A 17,226-nucleotide genomic window follows, 5' to 3' on the forward strand; every position below is an offset into this window, starting at 1 on the left:
GATTTCAGACGGCCTTTAAGGCAGTTTTAAAGGTCGTCTGAAAACGGAGGACGGCATGATTACCATCCAAGACATGATTACGCGTTTCGGCGAGCAGGAAATGGCGGAACGGTCGAATCATGAGAACTACGAAACCATAGACGAAGCAGTAATGGCAGCGGCAATCGCTGACGCGGAAGAAGAAGCGGCAAGCTACCTTCGGGCGGCGAAACTGTTTTTTACCAACGACACCGCGCCGCAGGTTTTGAAAATTAAAGTCTGCGACATCGCCCGCTACTACCTCTACGACGATGCGGTAACAGGTATTGTCGAAGAGCGTTATCAGTCGGCAATCGCTTGGCTGAAGATGGTCGTCAAAAATCCGAATATGCTGGACGAAAGCCGCGTATCGGATGACCGCAGACCGTCAACGTGTGCCGTTTATGTGAATGCCGAACCCGATTTGCGGGAATGGCTGAAGGAGTAGGCAATGCGGATTACGGTATCGCACGACTTGTCGCGTATCGCCCAAAGCCTGAACCGCCTGTCTGGCAGGTTGAACGGCAGTCTTGAAGAGCCTTTGCGCGCTATCGGCGGCATCCTCGAATCTTCGACCCGCCGCCGTATCGCCGAAACCAAAACTGCGCCTGACGGCAAACGCTGGCAGGATGTCAGCCCCGCTACGGCAGAAGCCAAAAACGGACGCGGCGGGATTTTGGTGGACCACGGCAACCTATTGGCAAGCATTACGCACGAGGCATCGGCAAACAGCGTGATTACCGGCTCGGTAATGGGCTACTCGGTTTATGTGCAGGAAGGCACGAAAACCATGCCGGCGCGTCCGTTTTTGGGCTTGTCTTCGCAAGATTATCAGGACATTGACGATTTAATGTCCGATTGGCTGGAAGGATTGATTGTCTGATATGGCTTTAAAACAGCATGAAAACTTATTGGCGGTCTATCCCGAAATCCTAGGTCGTCTGAAAACCGTCAAAGGCATTAAGGCGGTCAAGGAGATCGGCGAACTTGCCGAGCTGCTCGCCCAAGGCATGGCGAAGCGCAAAGCCGCCCCGCTGGACGGCGCGGTCTATGTCGTTTACGGCGGCTCGACCTTTGCCGACGAAGCGAAAAACGGCAAATTCCTCAAATCGACGCTGCACTTTACCTTCGTCCTCGCACGAAGCTATACCGCCAACGGCAAATCCACGCTGTACGAGGTCGGCGAGACTCTGACGGCAATCCAACGGGCGTTTTCAGGCTGGGATGCGGGCGACGAATATGCCGTTACCCCTTTCCGCCGCATCGCCTCGCCATCCATCGAATACAACGACGGCTTTGCTTTTTACCCCATTTCATTCGCCTGCGACACCGTGCAGGCGGCAAACTAAAGGAGCTGCCACATGGCAAAACAAAACGACCACGGCTTAATCTTTGAGGGCGACGTCAAAGTACGCAACCTCAATCAAAAAGGCTCGGGCTTTATCGACATCGGCAACACCACTGCCCTGACCACACAGACCAGCGTGGAAACCAAAGAGTGCGTGTCCAAGCAAAAAGGCACTTACGGCAGCGCATTGGACAGCTTGAAAACCGTCAAGCCTACCGAAATCGGTCTGAAGCTCGATACTTTCGACAAAGACAACCTCGCGCTTGCCCTGATGGGCGAAGCCGCCGTCATCGAATCAACTGCGCAGGCAGTTACAGACGAGACCGTAACCATCGGTAAAAAAGGCATGGCGTACAAGCTGGCGCACGGCAACATCGATCCGGCTACCGTTAAAGTCAAAAATAAAGGCAAAACTGCTGTCGACGCGGCACATATCGACATTAATGCCACCTTGGGCATGATTACCATCCTGCCTACTGCCGACACCGTCAACGACGGCGAAACCATCATCGTCGAATACAAAACCCGCGATTCCGGCGGCTATAAAGTCTCTGCCGCGACCTTGTCTAAATTGGACTTGGAAATCTACGTCGACGGCCGCAACCGCGTTACCGGCGAGACCGGCATCCTGCATATCCCCCATGCCGTACTGGCGGCGGACGGCAGTATCGACTGGTTCGGCGACGACTTTAATGAGGCGGAATTCAAAGGCACGGCGGTGTTGGCTTCGGGCGAGACTTCGACCTATTCCTTCACGTCGTACAACAACTAAAGATTCGGTAATAAACAAAGGCCGTCTGAAACTGGCTTCTGCGTGTAGGCGCAGCGGCGGCAGGTTTCAGACGGCCTTTTTTAAACGGGTTTTAAAACAGGATTAAATCATGGCGAATATTCAGGCAGGTTTAGAGATTAAGGCGGGCGTGTCCGGCGTTGAAAACATCGACGCGCTGGCACAGTCCATCGAGGCGGCGGGCATCGATACGGGCAAGCTGACCACCGAAGCGAAAGAGCTGGGCGCAACGCTGGCCAAAGCACAAGCGCAACAGGCGGCAATTGCAGAATATAAGGCGTTGTCGGCGGAATTGGACAATACTGTTAAAGAAATGCGTGCACTGGACGAGCTGACCGCGACGTTGGAGAAATCCATGCGCGGCGGCGGTACGCAGCAACAGCAGGCCGATTTGGCGAAACTTCGCGCCGAATCCGAACGCCTGGCAAAAAGCGAAACCGAGCTGACGGGCAAGCTGTATGCCGCCCGCGACGCGATGTCGGTGTCGGGCGTGTCCGTCAAAAATCTTGCCGCCGAAGAGGCGCGCCTGTCGTCCGAATCCGCCGCCGCAACGGCGCAGCTCGACCGCCTGACTGCCGAAGCACAAACCCTAAAAGCCATCGCCGATGCCAAAATTCAGCTCGGCATCGATACCGACGACAAGGCACGGCAGGAAATCCAAAAGACCAAAGACGCCTACGAATTGCTTAAAAACAGCGGCACACTCTCGCATGAAGAATTAGCCCGGGCGGCGCAGTTGCAGGAAGGCAAGGTGCGCGAGCTTGAAGCCAGCCTGAAAGGCGTGAAGCCGTCTATTGCCGAGGTTGCTTCGGAGATTCAGGGCTTGGTCGGCGGTGCGGGCGGCTTGGCGTTTGCCACCCGCGAGGCAATGAAGTTTGAAACCGCTATGGCGGGCGTGAAAAAAGTCGCCGAAGGCACGGACGAGCAGTACGCCCAACTTTCAGACGAGCTGAAGAAAATGGGCGCGGAATTGGGCATTTCCGCCGCCGAAATGGCGGATCTTGCCGCAGCGGGCGGACAGCTCGGCATCCCGATTGAGAAGTTGTCGGAATTTACTGCCATCGCGTCCAAGATGTCGGTTGCCTTTGGGATGAGCGCGGAAGAGGCAGGCAATGCCGCCGCGACGATTGCCAACGTGTTCCAGCTCCCAATCGGTGAAGTGGAAAAGCTCGGCGATGCCATCAACGTTTTGGGCAACAATACCGCCGCCCGTGAAAAAGACATTGTTGCGGCGATGGCGCGTATCGGCGGTACGGCCAAGCAGTTCGGACTGGCCGCCGACGAAGCCGCCGCGCTTGCCGACGCCTTTATCGCATTGGGCAAACCGCCCGAAGTGGCGGCGACCGCCATCAATGCCATGCTGCAAAAACTGCAAACCGCGCAAAGCCAGGGCAAAGGATTTCAGGCGGCCTTGGAAGGCATCGGTACGTCTGCCGACGAGATGGCGGCCAATATCGCCGCGAATCCGCAGCAGGCCTTGACCGAGTTCCTGCATAAACTCGAAGGCTTGGACAAACAAAGCCGCGCCCTGACACTCTCGCAACTCTTCGGTACGGAATATAGCGACGACATCGCGCTTTTGGTCGGCTCGTTGGGCGAATATGAAAAGGCTTTGGGCTTGGTCGCCGACAAGGGACAAGTCGTCGGCGCGATGCAAAAAGAGGTGGCAAACGCCATGTCCACCAGCGAGGCGCAGATTGCCAAAGCCAAGCAGGAAATCATCAACGTTGCCATCGAGGTCGGCGAAAAGTTGCTGCCTTTAGTGTCTCTATTGGCGAGTACGGCCGGCAGTGTGGCAAGTGCAATCGGAGCGATTACCGAAGAGTTTCCGGGTTTGACGCAACTTGCCACGCTGTTTGCAGCAGGCGCAATTGCCGTCAAGGCTTATGAGGTGGCTGTCCGCCTGACTGGTGGTGCGGTATCGGCATCGTTTGCGACCCAGCGTGTCGGAATTGAAGCAACCAAAGCATCCATCCTGTCGACCACTGTCGCTGCACGAGAGCTGGGCATCGCACTCAAATCCGCTGCTGCCGGTAACGGTTTCGGTAATGGCGCGGCGGCTGCGGGAGCGTTGGCTCAAAATCTCAAGACGGCGGCATCCAATGCCGGATTACTTTTTGCGGCTTTTGAGGTCGGCCGTGGTGTGGGCGGCTGGCTGCGCGAAAACACGGATTTAGCAAAAATTTTCGGCGATAACCTCGCCCGTATTCCTGCTATTTTGGACAGCCTGTTTACCACCGGCGGTCTCGACAAGTATCACGAGTTTTTTAAAACCGAAGCCCAAATTAAGCGTGAGTTGGAGATAGCGGATAAAAAAGCCCAGGAAGCTGCCGAAAAAGCCGCCGCCGCCAAGAAAAAAGCTGCCGAAGAAGAGGCAGCCGCCGTCAAAGCCCTGCAAGCCGAATATCGTGCGTCTGCAACAGAGTTGTCAGCGTTGGAACACAGTATGGCCGCCTTGCGTGCCGACGGTCGTGAAACCAGCGACTTTTACAGCGAACTGGCAATCAAGCTGGAAAACGTGCGTACCAAAACCGCCGAACTGAAAGCCGAACTTGACAAGAAAAACGTCAAAATCAGCGCAGATACAGGCGAGCTTGCCGCAGCACAAAAAGCCCTTGAGGCTTTGGGTTTGACGGCGGAAGAGGTAACCACCGGCATGAGCAAAAAGGCGGCGGAAGGTATTGCCAATTTTTCGCGTGTTGCCTCTCAGTTTGGTAATGATGCCGAGCAGATGGGCCGGGTGTTTCAAGCCGCGCTCAAGCAGATGGACAGCAAAGAATCAACCGATGCTCTTTTGGCCGAATTGGAAAAGGTAGGCAAACAATCCGGGCTGACGGCCGAGGAAATTAAGAAAATCGGAGATACGGCAAGGGAGTCGACGGACAAGGTTGCCGACGCCTTCGCGAAACTCGGCGTGGACAGCAAGGCCGTGATGACGGGAATCAGCAGCGATGCGCGGCAGGCATTTGCTGATTTTCAGACAGCCTCGACAGAAGCGGCGGCCGCCGGTCAAAAAGATGCCAAGCTGATACAGGCAGCCTTTGAGGCCATGATGGGCAAACTTAAAAGCAAGGAGGAATTTGCCGAGTTTCAACACCAGCTCAAAGCCAGCGGCGACGCGGCACTGTTGACGCAGGAGCAGCTTGCCCGTTTGGGCGATGCAGCTTCGGGCGGTGCGGAAAAAGCCAAAGCCGCCTATCAAGGGCTGAACGATACTGCCGCTAAAACAGGCGAAGCCGCGAAAGCCGCGCATGAAAAAGGCTCGCAAGCGGCGGAAAACCATGCCCAATCGGTCAGAAAAGTGGCGACAGCCAACAAAGAGGCGGCAGCGGAGGCAGACAATGCAGCTAAAGCGGCGGCAAATGCATCTAAATCATTTAGTGATTACGGCTACCGTCTGACGCAAACGGCAGGCTTTTACAAGCTCAATAATGAGCAGCTGGATTTGATGAACCGACAGTTCTCCGGGATTAAGTTGGGCATGGAGGCCACATTCCGCGCTGCTCAGATGAAAGAGTACACGCAACAGATTTACAACGCGAATACCGCGATGCAAAGGCTGACCAATGCTTCTGCTCAAGGCGCAGTGACACAGGATATCTTGAACGATGCGGCCAGTGCGGCATCTCGTGCTGCCGATAAATTGGGGAATACTGAGCTGACAAAATTCCGCAATGCGATATCCGATGCCCAACGCCGGCTGAATGCCCTGCGCCAAGAAGCACATGATGCAACCCGCGCGCTTGAGGCCGAACTTGCCGAGCTTAATGGCAATACGGAGGCGGTTTATTCTTTGCAGCAAGAAAGAAAAATCCGTGAGCTGCAACAAAAACTCGACAATGCCAACCGCCTCAAACAAACCGACGTTGCGCGCGAATATCAGCGTCAAATCGATTTGCAGCAACAGATTTACAACAGGCAGCGCAGCAAGCGCGCCGAATCTGCCGCGCAAGAGCAAATCCGCAACCAAGGTTCGTATGGTAACAGTAATGCCGCCCAGCGGTTGCAACAAATTGGCAATCCGCAGGTTGATATCGACCCGGAAAAGCTTAACCAAATTTTGGCGCAGCGCGACCAAGCGGTTGCCGAGAAAGCTGTTAACGGTTTTATGAATAGTTTACAAGCTTCATTAAAGCGCACGACATAATTCAGACGGCCTGCAACCATCTGACTGCAACCATGCCAAGCCCCGATTTTCGGGGCTTTTGTTTTAATAGGGTTTTGAGAAAAATACGCAAAGGCCGTCTGAAATGGCAAATCAAGAATGGACGCTGAAACGGAAAGACAATGGCGTGGCCGTACATCTGCCGCAGGATATGCGCTGGGACGATGAATTTGAATGGAACAAGGTGGCGCAGGCCGCTCCGCAGCGCACCTTGTCGGGCGGATTGGTCATCCAACAAGGCATTAAGGCAAACGGTCGTCCGATTACGCTATCGGGCGATTGGGTGTGGCTTGATTTGAGTATCTTGCGTACGTTGCGCGATTGGACGGACGTACCCGAATTGGAGATGACGCTGACGCACTACGACGGCCGCGAATTTAATGTTATTTGGCGCACCCATAACGCGGCTTTGAACAATGTCGAGCCGGTGCATTACTCAACGCCGGAAACGGATAGCGAACGATACACTGCCCAGCTCTGCCTGATGACATTTTAAGGTCGTCTGAAAACAGATTTAAACAGGATTTAAAAAGGTTTCAAACATGGAAAAAACAACGCGTCTGACGCAGCAGGATTTGCAGATTTACCCCAGCCAGCGCATGACCGATACGCCTGACGGCGGCGGTTTGATGGTCGGGCAGCCGCTGACCGGCGAGGATAACGAGATTTTCCCGCCCGTCTCGGACGTTGACCGTACGATGGGCAGCTTGGACGCGCGTCTGCTGTACCCTGCCGTCCTGCGTAACGACTCCGAGCCGCTTTACGGCGGGCATTTCGTCATTACCGAGCCGCCGACCTCTGAAAACGTGTCTTTCTTGGCGTTTAAAGCGCGCAACTACGGCGAGAGCCGCGCGGATATTATGCCGCGCATTGAGGCATATTCTGTGCCGACAGTGGAAAGTCGCATGACGTTATTGGGTCGCCATTTGGCAGGCGTGCGCCTTGTGCAGGCGTATCAGCGCGTAGAGGCTCCTTTGCCGAAGGTCGGCGAGCGTTATTGCCTGCAATATGAGGAAAAAACCAAAGATGTGACGCGCCGTATCACGGAGTATTTCCGCATTATCAACATCGAAGATGAAGTGCGAGTTTTTGAGATCCCAAAATCAAACGGTGAGGTCGAGGAAGTGCCGCGCCGTGTAGTCAAAATGGAAATCAGCAATCCGTTAACCCGAGATTTTGACGGCGTCGATTATCCGGTCAAAGGTTATGCCGCGCCTAAAGTTAAGATTTTAGAAACCCAAGTTGCAGATTCCGCGACTTATTATGGTGTCAAACCTGTGTCAGACGGCCTTTCGGCAGGAGATGCCATGCTGACGGTGTCAAGCATTTACGAAAAGCTTGTACCGACCTCGACAGTCGAGACACCTTATGCGGACGAATACCCGGTTCCCGGGGAAGCATGGGTCGCCGCTGCGCCGGAAAAGCAGCTTTTTGCGGGGCGTGTTGATAGTGGAACCTTAACTTTGCCTTCGGCTGTTTTACCCGGCAGTATCAAGATTGGGAACTACACAGACAATGGCTTCGGTCAACTTAAAAGCGGGGACAATATCGTCAATGCCGATTACGCTCATGGGCGTCTGAGTGGTTTGCCGACAGGTTATTACACGGTAACTGCGGTTCCGGGTGCTAAATCATCATCCGCTCGATATGCTATTGCGGTAGAAATTAAAGAAACCAATCACGGTACATCATTTGCCCCTCTGCTTAGACCTAATCCTGCTTTGGGTAGTTTAAAAGTGTCTTTTATGGCTTTGGGCGTTTGGTATGTTTTGACCGATACAGGCGACGGCGTGTTACGGGATGAGGCCGGTAAAAGTGTAGGTACGGTATCGTCTGCAACAGGCAGTGTATTGCTTAATCTACCGTCTCTTCCGGATGTTGGCAGCCGCTTAGTGTTCCAATGGGGAGACTCCTCTGGTTTTACGTCTTTTGATGGCGGAAAGACGGGCGGAAATAATCTGCCCAAGGCGGCAAACGGGAAGTGCACTTATTCCCTGGGGCATTCGATTAAGCCGGGAACGCTGGTGCTTACTTGGCAAAATAACGGTAAGAAAAGAGCGCAAGACGATGGCGCAGGAAAATTAACGGGTGATGCAACTGGCAACGTGGATTATTTGAACGGCACGATTAAATTGCCAGCTTATATTGACTCTACTTCAGTTGATTATGTTTGCGATGAGCCTGATCGCATTCAGGTTGGTCTTGCTGATGGGCTTGGCTTGACCGCAGAGGAAAAAGGAGAGGTTTGGAATATCACGCTGGGGACGGCGATACCTGATTGGCGCACTGTTTCTTTAACGGCTTTGGGAAGCTTTGAAGAATATACAAGTACAACTGTTTCAAACAGTTATTCTGGTTATGCAACATTGGTATAGGATAAATAATGGGAATAAAAACTGGTTCAGGCGGTTTTAAAATTGTATTGTCCGCCAACCCTGCGAAAAATGGCGAGTTCGCAATCGGCGGTCGAAAAGTCGAGGGTGTAAGTGCTGTAGGCTCGACAATAATTGTACCTAAAACGGTGTTGCAGGTTGCCGGTCAGGAAAGACGGATAGTAGAGGGAAATATTTTAGGTACAAAATATAAGTACCTAGAATCGATTGAGACCAAAACAATAAACCGTTATGGGAAAATAGTTAGCTGGCATGCAGATTACCTGACTAGTGATCCGGCTTCAATAAAAAAACGTCGTGGCAGCTTGAACGGCGGCTTGTTATTTAATGTTTTGAGCGACTTTGATCAAGGAAGCGTCTGTGTTTTTGATACCTGGTCATTTCATGACGGCGAGACAGAGATTGTTGAGCGAGGCGGTACGCTTTATAAGAATTGGAATGCAGTACAAGGTTCGGGCGATGCAGTCGGTACGTTGACTACTGACGGTAAAGTCATTATCAATGACCGTAATATTGCCTTCCTGAATCTTAAAATTACAGGCGGTATCGTACGCCAGCCACAGATCAAGGGTTATGGTTATGCAGGCCGCACGCCCGCCGCGCCGGTTAAGCCTGAAAGCTTTACCGTTTACGCGGGCAATGGCGAAATTGTCGGAAGAAGCAACGCCGCAGGCGAAATTACCGGCGGCATTACAGGCAAAATTGACTACGAGACAGGCTTCTACGAAATCAAGCGTGATGAGGGTTTTTACCCAGAAGATTTACGCTACAACGCCGTGACCCAAGACAACCTGCCTTTGGATTCGTCGATTATCGGCATTGATGCCGTGCGCCTGCCTGCCGACGGACGTGTCCCCGTGTTTAGGAAAGGCGATATGATCGTGATTTCAAACCGGCTCAAGCAGGATTTGGGCAGCGCGTTTACCGCCGCTCAAAAAATCACGCTCAACCGTCAAAACATCGACCGCCTCTGCTTGGTCGACAGCAAGGGCAAACACGTCCTCGCCGAAAAATACACGGCAGACCTCAAAGCGGGCAGCATTACCTTTGCCGAGCCGTTGGACTTGTCGCAATATACCCTGCCGCTGACCGCTGTTTGTGCGTGGGAAGAAGAAAACCGTGTGACCGGCGTCGATATTTCAGGCCGTCTGAAACTCCAGTTTGCGATTGGGCGCAACTATCCGAAGGAGCATACATTTGTGTCCTCCGCCCTGATCGGCGGCGATTTGCTGGTGCGCGCTACCGAGCCGTTTTCGCAACAGGCATGGGACAATGTGTGGAGTGACGCGCAACGCGGGGAGCCTATTTTGGCGCGTGCCAATGTCAAAGACTACCCGATTAAATTGGCCAGTAATGGCGCGATTACCGAGCGTTGGCTGATTAAATTCATTACTGCAACCCAATTCGAACTTTACGGCGAACGGCTGGGCTTGGTCGCCCAAAGCGATACCTTGACCGATCTTGCGCCAACCAATCCGGCAACCGGCAAGCCGTATTTCACGTTCAAGGCGGCGGCATTCGGCGGCGGCTGGTCAGTGCAGAACTGTATCCGCTTCAACACCTACGGCACGCCGTTGCCCGTTTGGATTTTGCGCAGTGTCCAGCCTTCGCCGGACAAGCAAAACGGCCGCGATGGTTTTACCGCGTGTTTGCGCGGTAATACGGTAGCCGAATAAAAGATAAGGCCGTCTGAATAGTGCTTTCAGACGGCCTTTAAGTAAAATGGTTAATTAATTTGTATTTATACCTTTTATCTGTAAAATTAACCTTTAATCTTTATTCAAATAGTGAAAGGAAGCGGGAAAATGGGGAAAGGCATGAAAATCCTGATGGCGGTTGTGGCAATATTAATGGCAGCCGCTGTTGGTCGGGCTTATATGAATCATCAGAAAAAAGAGATGATTAAGAAAGAGTATGAAGCAAAGATTGCAGCAGAAAATGAAGCGAAGCGGAAAGAGGAAGTGAAAAAAGAGATGCTGCGATTGAAGTCAGAAAAGGAAGAGGCCGAATTATTGGAGCGTGCAAAAGAAGCTGTTAGAAATATGATGAAAGACCCTGATTCTGTGAAATTTAAAGATTTGATTGCAGGTCAAGTCAGCAAGGATAAGAAAAAGCATGTGTGCGGCATGGTCAATAGTAAAAATTCAATGGGCGGTTATGTCGGTTACAAAGGATTTGTTTATATTGATGGCGAGAAATATGCGGTTTTTCAGGAGGACAGTATTGGCAATGAGGTTTTTGAGATGGCCTGTAATAAAAAATAAGCGAATCATCGCTCTGAGTGCAACTATGCCAAGCCCCGATTTTCGGGGCTTTTGTTTTAATGGGGTTTTAAATCATTGAAGTAAAAAGAAAGGCTGTCTGAAATGTTTGATACGCAACGTGTGCCGGTAAAGGTTTACCGCTGGGATGACGAGGGTGCGCCGCAGGTTGAATCGGCGGCAGGCAGCATTAAAACGATTTTAAAAGCCTGCTTGGTTACCGGTTACGGCGAAGGGAATAAACGCAAGGACGCTCTGGGCTGGGAAATGGCGTTTGAAAAGACGCAAGAAGCTTGTTTCCGCAGTATGCACCCGAAGGCGACAAAGTGGTGGCTGGGGGTGGATGACTCAAAATATAGAAGTGGATCAAGATACGTTGATTTATGCGGTCTTTTGGAGCCGACATCGGCAAAGGCAGGGAAAGTCAAACAAAAGGTTAACAACAGCAGTGGATTTCACAATTTCATTTATAAAACAAACGACGATAGTCGGGATAAGATCCAATGGGTTGTGGTTGGAAATGAGCGTGCATTTACTTTAATTATTTTATGGCGGGATTATTGCTCGTTTTTTATTTTTGGCAACTTCTCCAGTCTTGCCGTGGCTGACGCCGCGAATACCCTGCTTGGATATGTGTCAGATGTAGACGAGAATTTTATTTATGGCAGTGGAAATGAAGTTGTTATTTTTGTGGTTCCGATGCGTGATTATAAGGGGGATAATCCTTCTTCTCTGAGTCTTACAAGTAAAGCAGATGGTAATTATGGTAGCTATCCTAATCCTATTACAGGTGGTTTCATAGCGGATGATATTTATCTGCAAGAACCAATTGGGGGTGGCAGATATGCGCTTCGCGGATTGTTTCCCGGTTTTATGAAAATTGGCGAATCCATGCCCTCGTTTGACGTTATTCCGATGGGAACGGTTTACGACAATTTAGACGATAGCGAAGACAGATTTATGTATATCAATACAATTGGCGGTGGCTCTTTTTTAGTAAACCTCACAGCCTGGGAGCTGTAAGCCATGCCGAATTATGTTTTCCGCAGCCGTCTTGCCGTTAAGCGCGGCAAGTTGCGTGGCAAAATCGTCAACCGGATTGCGCGAAGCCGTGCCGTCAAATCGCCGCATTGGAAATACGGCGGCCACGGCTATATCGCCGGGGAAGGTACGGGCATTGTTACGGTGGGCGGCCAGCCGGCTTCACGCCGTATTTATCTGTTTGCCCGGCCTAATATGTACTGCATCGCCGATACTTGGAGCAAGGAAGACGGCAGCTACCGCTTCGACCGGCTCAAGGAAGACGAGGAGTATTTGATGGTGGCGACGGATTATAAAAAGCAATACGAGCCTGTTTCTTATGATTTTATTAAGCCTTATGTCGAGCGTGAAGGCGGCGGTTGAGGCCGTCTGAAATGTCCGAAGACAAAATTTATGCTGATTCGGCGCGTATCCCTTTGCCTTTCGGTTTGGCGATTGGCTCCCGTCCGCCGTCCAGGTTCTTGCCGTTGGCTTTCAGACGGCCTTTACGCCATATTGAGGACGGCGGCGAGATTGTTCCCGATACGCCGCCTAAGCCTAATCCGTACCGCCCTCCGGATGGTTATGCGACTGTTTCGGGGGCGTGGAGCTTTGTGCAGCAGGCGGTGTCAAGGCAGGCGGTGTGCGCGGCCGGTCGTTATGATTTGGGCGACATGGCTGCCCAAGTGTCGGGGATAACGGCGGAGGCTGTCGGGGAGGCGGTTTGTTTTCAGACGGCCTTTTCCGATATGCCTGAATTGGAAAGCTGCCTGCATGAAACGGTCGGCTTGTCTGAAGGGGTTGCCGGGTGTATGCAGGCGGTGCAGGCCGGAATGGATGGTCTGGACGGCTGTCTGCATGATGCTTTCCCCGATGATTTGTTCTTAAGCGGCTGTAATGCGGACCGATCGTCGGCAGGTCTTGGCGAGGCTTTGGCGGCGTGTTCGGAGAGTGTGTTTTCCGATGACGCGCCGGTTGGCGATTGTTTGGTGTCGGAGGTGCGCGAGGCGGCGGTATTGGCACGATGTGCGCATCCGCAAAGCCTGCCTGCTTTGGCTGTGCCTTGCGAGTATTATGAGATTCCGGTTGAGCCGGAGCCTGTGCCTGATACTTATGTTTGCGGTATCCGCCCGCCTTCAAACCGGCTGCACCTGCGCTTTTACCGCAAAAAGATTGCACACGATGCGCGCCATATTCCACTGCCGTTTGCCTGTTTTGATACGGTAAGCACTCCTGTTTTAGACGGATATATCATGCAAAATATTATTAAGGCTACGGTTGACGGCCAGCCGATCGGGCTGTTTTCTGCTTCCTTTACGACGGACACTGCCGGTTATTGCTGGCAAGGCAGTTTGACTGTTTCTCCCGATGATTTCGCCAAGATTAATCCTGATGTCCGCCCGAAAGGCCGGGAAGCCGAAATCGAGGTGCAAATCAATGCGGATACTTTTGTCATCATCGCGGAAGATTACAGCGACAACCGCCGCTTCGGACAAAAGAGCTATACGGTAACCGGCCGCAGTGTTACCGCCCGTTTGGGCGCGGACTATGCGCCTAAAGGCCGTGGTACATACCGCAATCCGATTTATGCGCAACAAATCGCAACGGAGGTTTTACACCCGACAGGTGTGGATTTGGACGGCTGGACGATGGTTGATTGGTTGATTCCGGGAGATGTGTATTCGTTGACCGATAAAACGCCGATTGCTGTTTTGCAAGAGCTGGCTCAAGCCGCCGGGGGATTTGTGGAGAGCGACCGCGCCCGACCTGTTGTCCGCTTTAAGCCTAAGTGGAAAAAGGCTGCTTGGGAGGTTTCCGATGCGCCTGCCGATGTCAGTGTCCCTGTCAGCGTGATTTTCAGTATCAGCGGTCAGCGCAATGTATCGGAGCGTGCCAACGGGGTTTATGTTTGGCCGAGCCATAACAAGGGCAAAGGCGCAGATGTGTACCGCAACGGTAGCAACCGTGAGCCACGTGCCTCCGCACTGACCAATGCGCTTTATACCGATCAGCCGGTCTTGCTCGCCGCCGGTATTGCCGCTTTAAGTGAAACCGGTGTTCATAAGCGTGAAACGGTGTCTTTGCCTGTGTCAGACAAATACGCGATTCCGATGGCTAATTTGGGCGAGATTTGGCAAATCAATGAGCCTTCGGGGAGCTGGCAAGGCGTGGTGGTTGGTGTGTCGGTTGAGGTTAAAATCGAAAACGACACGCCGGTTGTTACTCAAAATGTAACGATAGACCGCTATTTTGACGAGTGATTAAAGCTGGTTTAAAGATGCTTTAAAGGCCGTCTGAAAGCCATGTTCAGACGGCCTTTTATCTTTTTGTTGAGGGTAACAAAATGACTAATCTGTATCAAAACCTGACGGCACTGCTCAACCGCGAACAGCGCGGCATCGCCAAAATAACGGGCGATTTGGGCGGCGGCTCATGGGCGGCGCAAACGCAAAGCGGCGGCAATCTTGTTTTAAGCGGACAAGCCGCTTTAAGTCAGCGCGTGTTTTATGATGTCTTGAGCAACCGTATCCTTGGGCAGGCTCCCGATACTACTGTTTTAGAGCTGGGCGTATAAGGATAAGTGCAGTACAGCCAGGCGTTGCTTTCGTATAACGTCTTAAAATAATTATTATTATTTTGAGGAGGTTTTATGCGAACTGAAGTGTTGGGTGTCGGTATTGGCGACATTTTAAAATTCGAAGCCACTACCTTGACGCGTGTGAAGGTAAAAGTGTCTGAGGGTACGCGTGCCGGTGATTGGGTCAATTTCTCTTTGCGTGACAATAAATTAGTCGCGTTAACCGATGAGCAGGACGGCTACGCTTTGGTACAGCCGCACAACTGTATTATTGACCTGCGTTATTGCGCCAAACCTGAAAATATTTCTGATATCTTGCAGCAAGGCGACCGATTCGGCATCCAATATATTGGCGCACCGGTCGAGCATGAGCGTCATACCGTTATGCCGTCCGGCCCTGTTGTTCCTCCGAAAGAGGCGGAACGCCCGGTAGCTCCGCCGTCTCCTCCTTCCGCATTGAAACGTAGCCTCAATTTCTTCGGCGACTCCACCAATGCGCGTATCGGCGGTCAGGCTGTGAGTGTTGCCGCTGCTGAAAATCTGCCGGTTGTAAACAACGCACAGGGCGGCAGCCTGGCTGCGTATGCCTTGATGTCGATGGACGGCAGTCCGGTAGAAGTTACTTTTAAAGTTGATACTATTCCGGCAAAAGCGAATGGCGTGATGGTTGATGGCGAGTTGGTTTACGGCGAAGGCGTTACGCCTTTCAGTATGCACTCTACCGTCGTTATTATTGGCGATGACATCGAAGCGGTCATGACCGGCCAAACCGCCAATATTAAAGTTATTCCGCGCGATAGCCAGGCTCATAGCGTTGTTCCGGGTAAAAAATATCCTGTACGACTGAAAAACAGCGGCGGTGTCGATGGTATTTGTGTGTTGGCAACGGCCAAGAATGATATTAACGGCGCAAATGTCGGCAACTGGCAGACGGTCTTAGAACGAATCAAAATCTATGTTGAAAAATGTATCCAACAAGTCCAGCCGAAAGAATCGCCGCGTTATATTGTCCTGACTGTATGGGCTGATAATAAGCCGGGTTGGGCCAAAGAAAACCACCCATACCGACATCAGCTCAAGGATCAGTTTAATAATTGGCTCAAGTCTAAATATGGCAATAATGTCTTTGATATTGAGCAATATATTTTATCTGATCAGATTTGGACAGATAGCGGCCTTACGCCGAACGAGGCGGATAAAAAAGCACAAACAGATGGCGTAATGCCGTTGTCCCTCTCGCAGGACGGCGGTGCTCATCTGCTTCCAGCGGTTGAGGCCAAAGTCGCCGAACGTATCATCGCAAAAGCCAAAGAGTTGCGCTATTTGTAGGCAAATATAAATAAAAGGCCGTCTGAATAAGGCGGCCTTGGGGAGAATTTTAAATATAAGTGGGACGGCGACGTAACAGTGCGGCAACACTGTTACGCCAGCCAAGCAGAGCATACCTGCATTGACTTCTAAGGCCGCCTTAGTCTCGCGAGACCGAGGCATTCTATCTGATACAGGAGTGGATGCAAATGCAAATTTTCCGCGAAATGCGCTGCAAATACTGCGGCAAACTGCTTGCCAAAGGCAGCGGATACGTGCAAATAAAATGTGCACGCTGTAAAAACATCAATTCATTCAGTAACTAAAAAATCATCAGAGTGCCGTTGAGCATCATATTAATTCTGTTTCCGAGCAGCCAGAATGCCGCAAATTAGGAGTATACATATGATGCAAAAAACACAACAAACTCTACCGATTATCCCTTGGATGGGCGGCAAACGACGACTGGCAAAACACCTGTTGCCCATGTTTCCCGAGCATTCCTGCTATGTTGAGTTGTTTTCCGGTGGCGCGGCGTTGTTCTTTATGCGCCAAACGCCTGCTAAAGTAGAGGTACTTAACGACATCAATGGACAGCTTATCAATCTCTATCGTGTGGTACAACACCATTTCGACGAGTTCGTCCGCCAGTTCGAATGGACGTTGACCAGTCGCGAGGTATTTGCCCGCCTGCAAAGCACACCGCCCGAATGCATGACAGATATTCAACGTGCCGCTCGCTTCTTCTACCTTCAACACAACGCCTTCGGCGGTAAAACCGTCCATCAGCATTTCGGGACAGCCACCACGTCAAAAGCGTGGGATGCGTCTCAGATTGAGGTTAAATTAAAGGCTGCTAAAGACCGTTTAAAAGGTGTTTATATAGAGAATGAATCGTGGGATCGTTGCTTCAAGCGATATGACCGCGACCACACTTTCTTTTACGCCGATCCACCATATTGGGAGCTCGCAGGCTATGATCAATCATTTGACTGGGCGCAGTATGAATTACTGGCCAAGGTAATGGCAGAGAGTAAGGGTAAGGTCATGTTATCCATTAATGACCACCCTGATATTAGGGAATTGTTTAAAGATTTCCGTATCACTCAACTTGAATTGGCTTATACAATCGGAAGAAATAAAACTGGTAAAGCCAGTGGAGAATTGGTCGTATGTAATTGGTAAAATGAAAAGCGACGGTATCGTCGCTTTTCTTATTTCTCATCATCCGATATAGTGCAAAAGCTGGCGAAACTTTCGCAAATCCTAGAGTGCAAAAGTTACTGCAACAAAGTGCAAAAGTCGGCGGCGGCTTACACCTTTTGTTATACCTAAAAACACCATA

Annotated in this window: 16 protein-coding genes; all 16 read left to right on the plus strand. The window is 51.5% G+C overall.

Going from position 1 to position 17,226, the window contains the following annotated elements; translation table 11 throughout:
• The first annotated feature begins 55 nt into the window (after positions 1-55).
• The 16 genes from ACTHTJ_RS06370 (at position 56) to ACTHTJ_RS06445 (ending at position 17,066) form a co-directional block, all read left to right on the plus strand.
• Positions 56-466 carry a phage protein Gp36 family protein gene (locus ACTHTJ_RS06370; protein ID WP_049323787.1) on the plus strand — a complete coding sequence of 137 codons (411 nt, stop codon included), beginning with the start codon at positions 56-58 and terminating at the stop codon, positions 464-466.
• Positions 467-469: 3 nt separating this feature from the next.
• A complete protein-coding gene (locus ACTHTJ_RS06375; RefSeq protein ID WP_070713235.1) occupies positions 470-901 on the plus strand; it encodes a phage virion morphogenesis protein in 432 nt (143 codons plus the stop codon).
• 1 nt (position 902) lies between these two features.
• Positions 903-1,367 carry a phage tail terminator protein gene (locus ACTHTJ_RS06380; RefSeq protein ID WP_070584929.1) on the plus strand — a complete coding sequence of 155 codons (465 nt, stop codon included), beginning with the start codon at positions 903-905 and terminating at the stop codon, positions 1,365-1,367.
• A 12-nt stretch (positions 1,368-1,379) separates the two neighbouring features.
• Entirely contained in the window at positions 1,380-2,138 is a 759-nt protein-coding gene (locus ACTHTJ_RS06385; protein WP_070584928.1) for a hypothetical protein, read from the plus strand.
• Between the two features lie 109 nt (positions 2,139-2,247).
• Positions 2,248-6,303, plus strand: a complete 4,056-nt coding sequence (locus ACTHTJ_RS06390; protein WP_440360883.1) for a phage tail tape measure protein — start codon at positions 2,248-2,250, stop codon at positions 6,301-6,303.
• 103 nt (positions 6,304-6,406) lie between these two features.
• Positions 6,407-6,817 (plus strand): hypothetical protein, encoded by a 411-nt coding sequence (locus ACTHTJ_RS06395; protein WP_049335950.1) that lies wholly within the window; start codon positions 6,407-6,409, stop codon positions 6,815-6,817.
• A 46-nt stretch (positions 6,818-6,863) separates the two neighbouring features.
• Positions 6,864-8,696 carry a hypothetical protein gene (locus tag ACTHTJ_RS06400; RefSeq protein ID WP_440360882.1) on the plus strand — a complete coding sequence of 611 codons (1,833 nt, stop codon included), beginning with the start codon at positions 6,864-6,866 and terminating at the stop codon, positions 8,694-8,696.
• Positions 8,697-9,031: 335 nt separating this feature from the next.
• Positions 9,032-10,390, plus strand: coding sequence for a hypothetical protein (locus ACTHTJ_RS06405; RefSeq protein ID WP_440360881.1), 1,359 nt, complete (start codon positions 9,032-9,034; stop codon positions 10,388-10,390).
• A gap of 129 nt (positions 10,391-10,519) precedes the next feature.
• Positions 10,520-10,978, plus strand: a complete 459-nt coding sequence (locus ACTHTJ_RS06410; RefSeq protein ID WP_440360880.1) for a glutamate--tRNA ligase family protein — start codon at positions 10,520-10,522, stop codon at positions 10,976-10,978.
• A gap of 102 nt (positions 10,979-11,080) precedes the next feature.
• A complete protein-coding gene (locus ACTHTJ_RS06415; protein ID WP_440360879.1) occupies positions 11,081-11,998 on the plus strand; it encodes a hypothetical protein in 918 nt (305 codons plus the stop codon).
• A gap of 3 nt (positions 11,999-12,001) precedes the next feature.
• Complete coding sequence (locus ACTHTJ_RS06420; protein ID WP_070584921.1) at positions 12,002-12,379, plus strand: hypothetical protein; 378 nt, start codon at positions 12,002-12,004, stop codon at positions 12,377-12,379.
• Between the two features lie 11 nt (positions 12,380-12,390).
• On the plus strand, positions 12,391-14,256 hold the full coding sequence (locus ACTHTJ_RS06425; protein WP_440360878.1) for a hypothetical protein: 1,866 nt from the start codon (positions 12,391-12,393) through the stop codon (positions 14,254-14,256).
• Positions 14,257-14,339: 83 nt separating this feature from the next.
• Positions 14,340-14,570 (plus strand): hypothetical protein, encoded by a 231-nt coding sequence (locus ACTHTJ_RS06430; RefSeq protein WP_070584917.1) that lies wholly within the window; start codon positions 14,340-14,342, stop codon positions 14,568-14,570.
• 75 nt (positions 14,571-14,645) lie between these two features.
• Positions 14,646-15,902 (plus strand): hypothetical protein, encoded by a 1,257-nt coding sequence (locus tag ACTHTJ_RS06435; RefSeq protein WP_070584916.1) that lies wholly within the window; start codon positions 14,646-14,648, stop codon positions 15,900-15,902.
• Between the two features lie 206 nt (positions 15,903-16,108).
• Positions 16,109-16,207 (plus strand): zinc finger domain-containing protein, encoded by a 99-nt coding sequence (locus ACTHTJ_RS06440; protein WP_234403843.1) that lies wholly within the window; start codon positions 16,109-16,111, stop codon positions 16,205-16,207.
• A 79-nt stretch (positions 16,208-16,286) separates the two neighbouring features.
• Entirely contained in the window at positions 16,287-17,066 is a 780-nt protein-coding gene (locus ACTHTJ_RS06445) for a DNA adenine methylase (protein ID WP_083297201.1), read from the plus strand.
• Positions 17,067-17,226 lie beyond the last annotated feature (160 nt).

The sequence above is a fragment of the Neisseria sp. P0018.S001 genome, from assembly GCF_051957355.1.
In the GTDB taxonomy this organism is placed as follows: domain Bacteria; phylum Pseudomonadota; class Gammaproteobacteria; order Burkholderiales; family Neisseriaceae; genus Neisseria; species Neisseria subflava_A.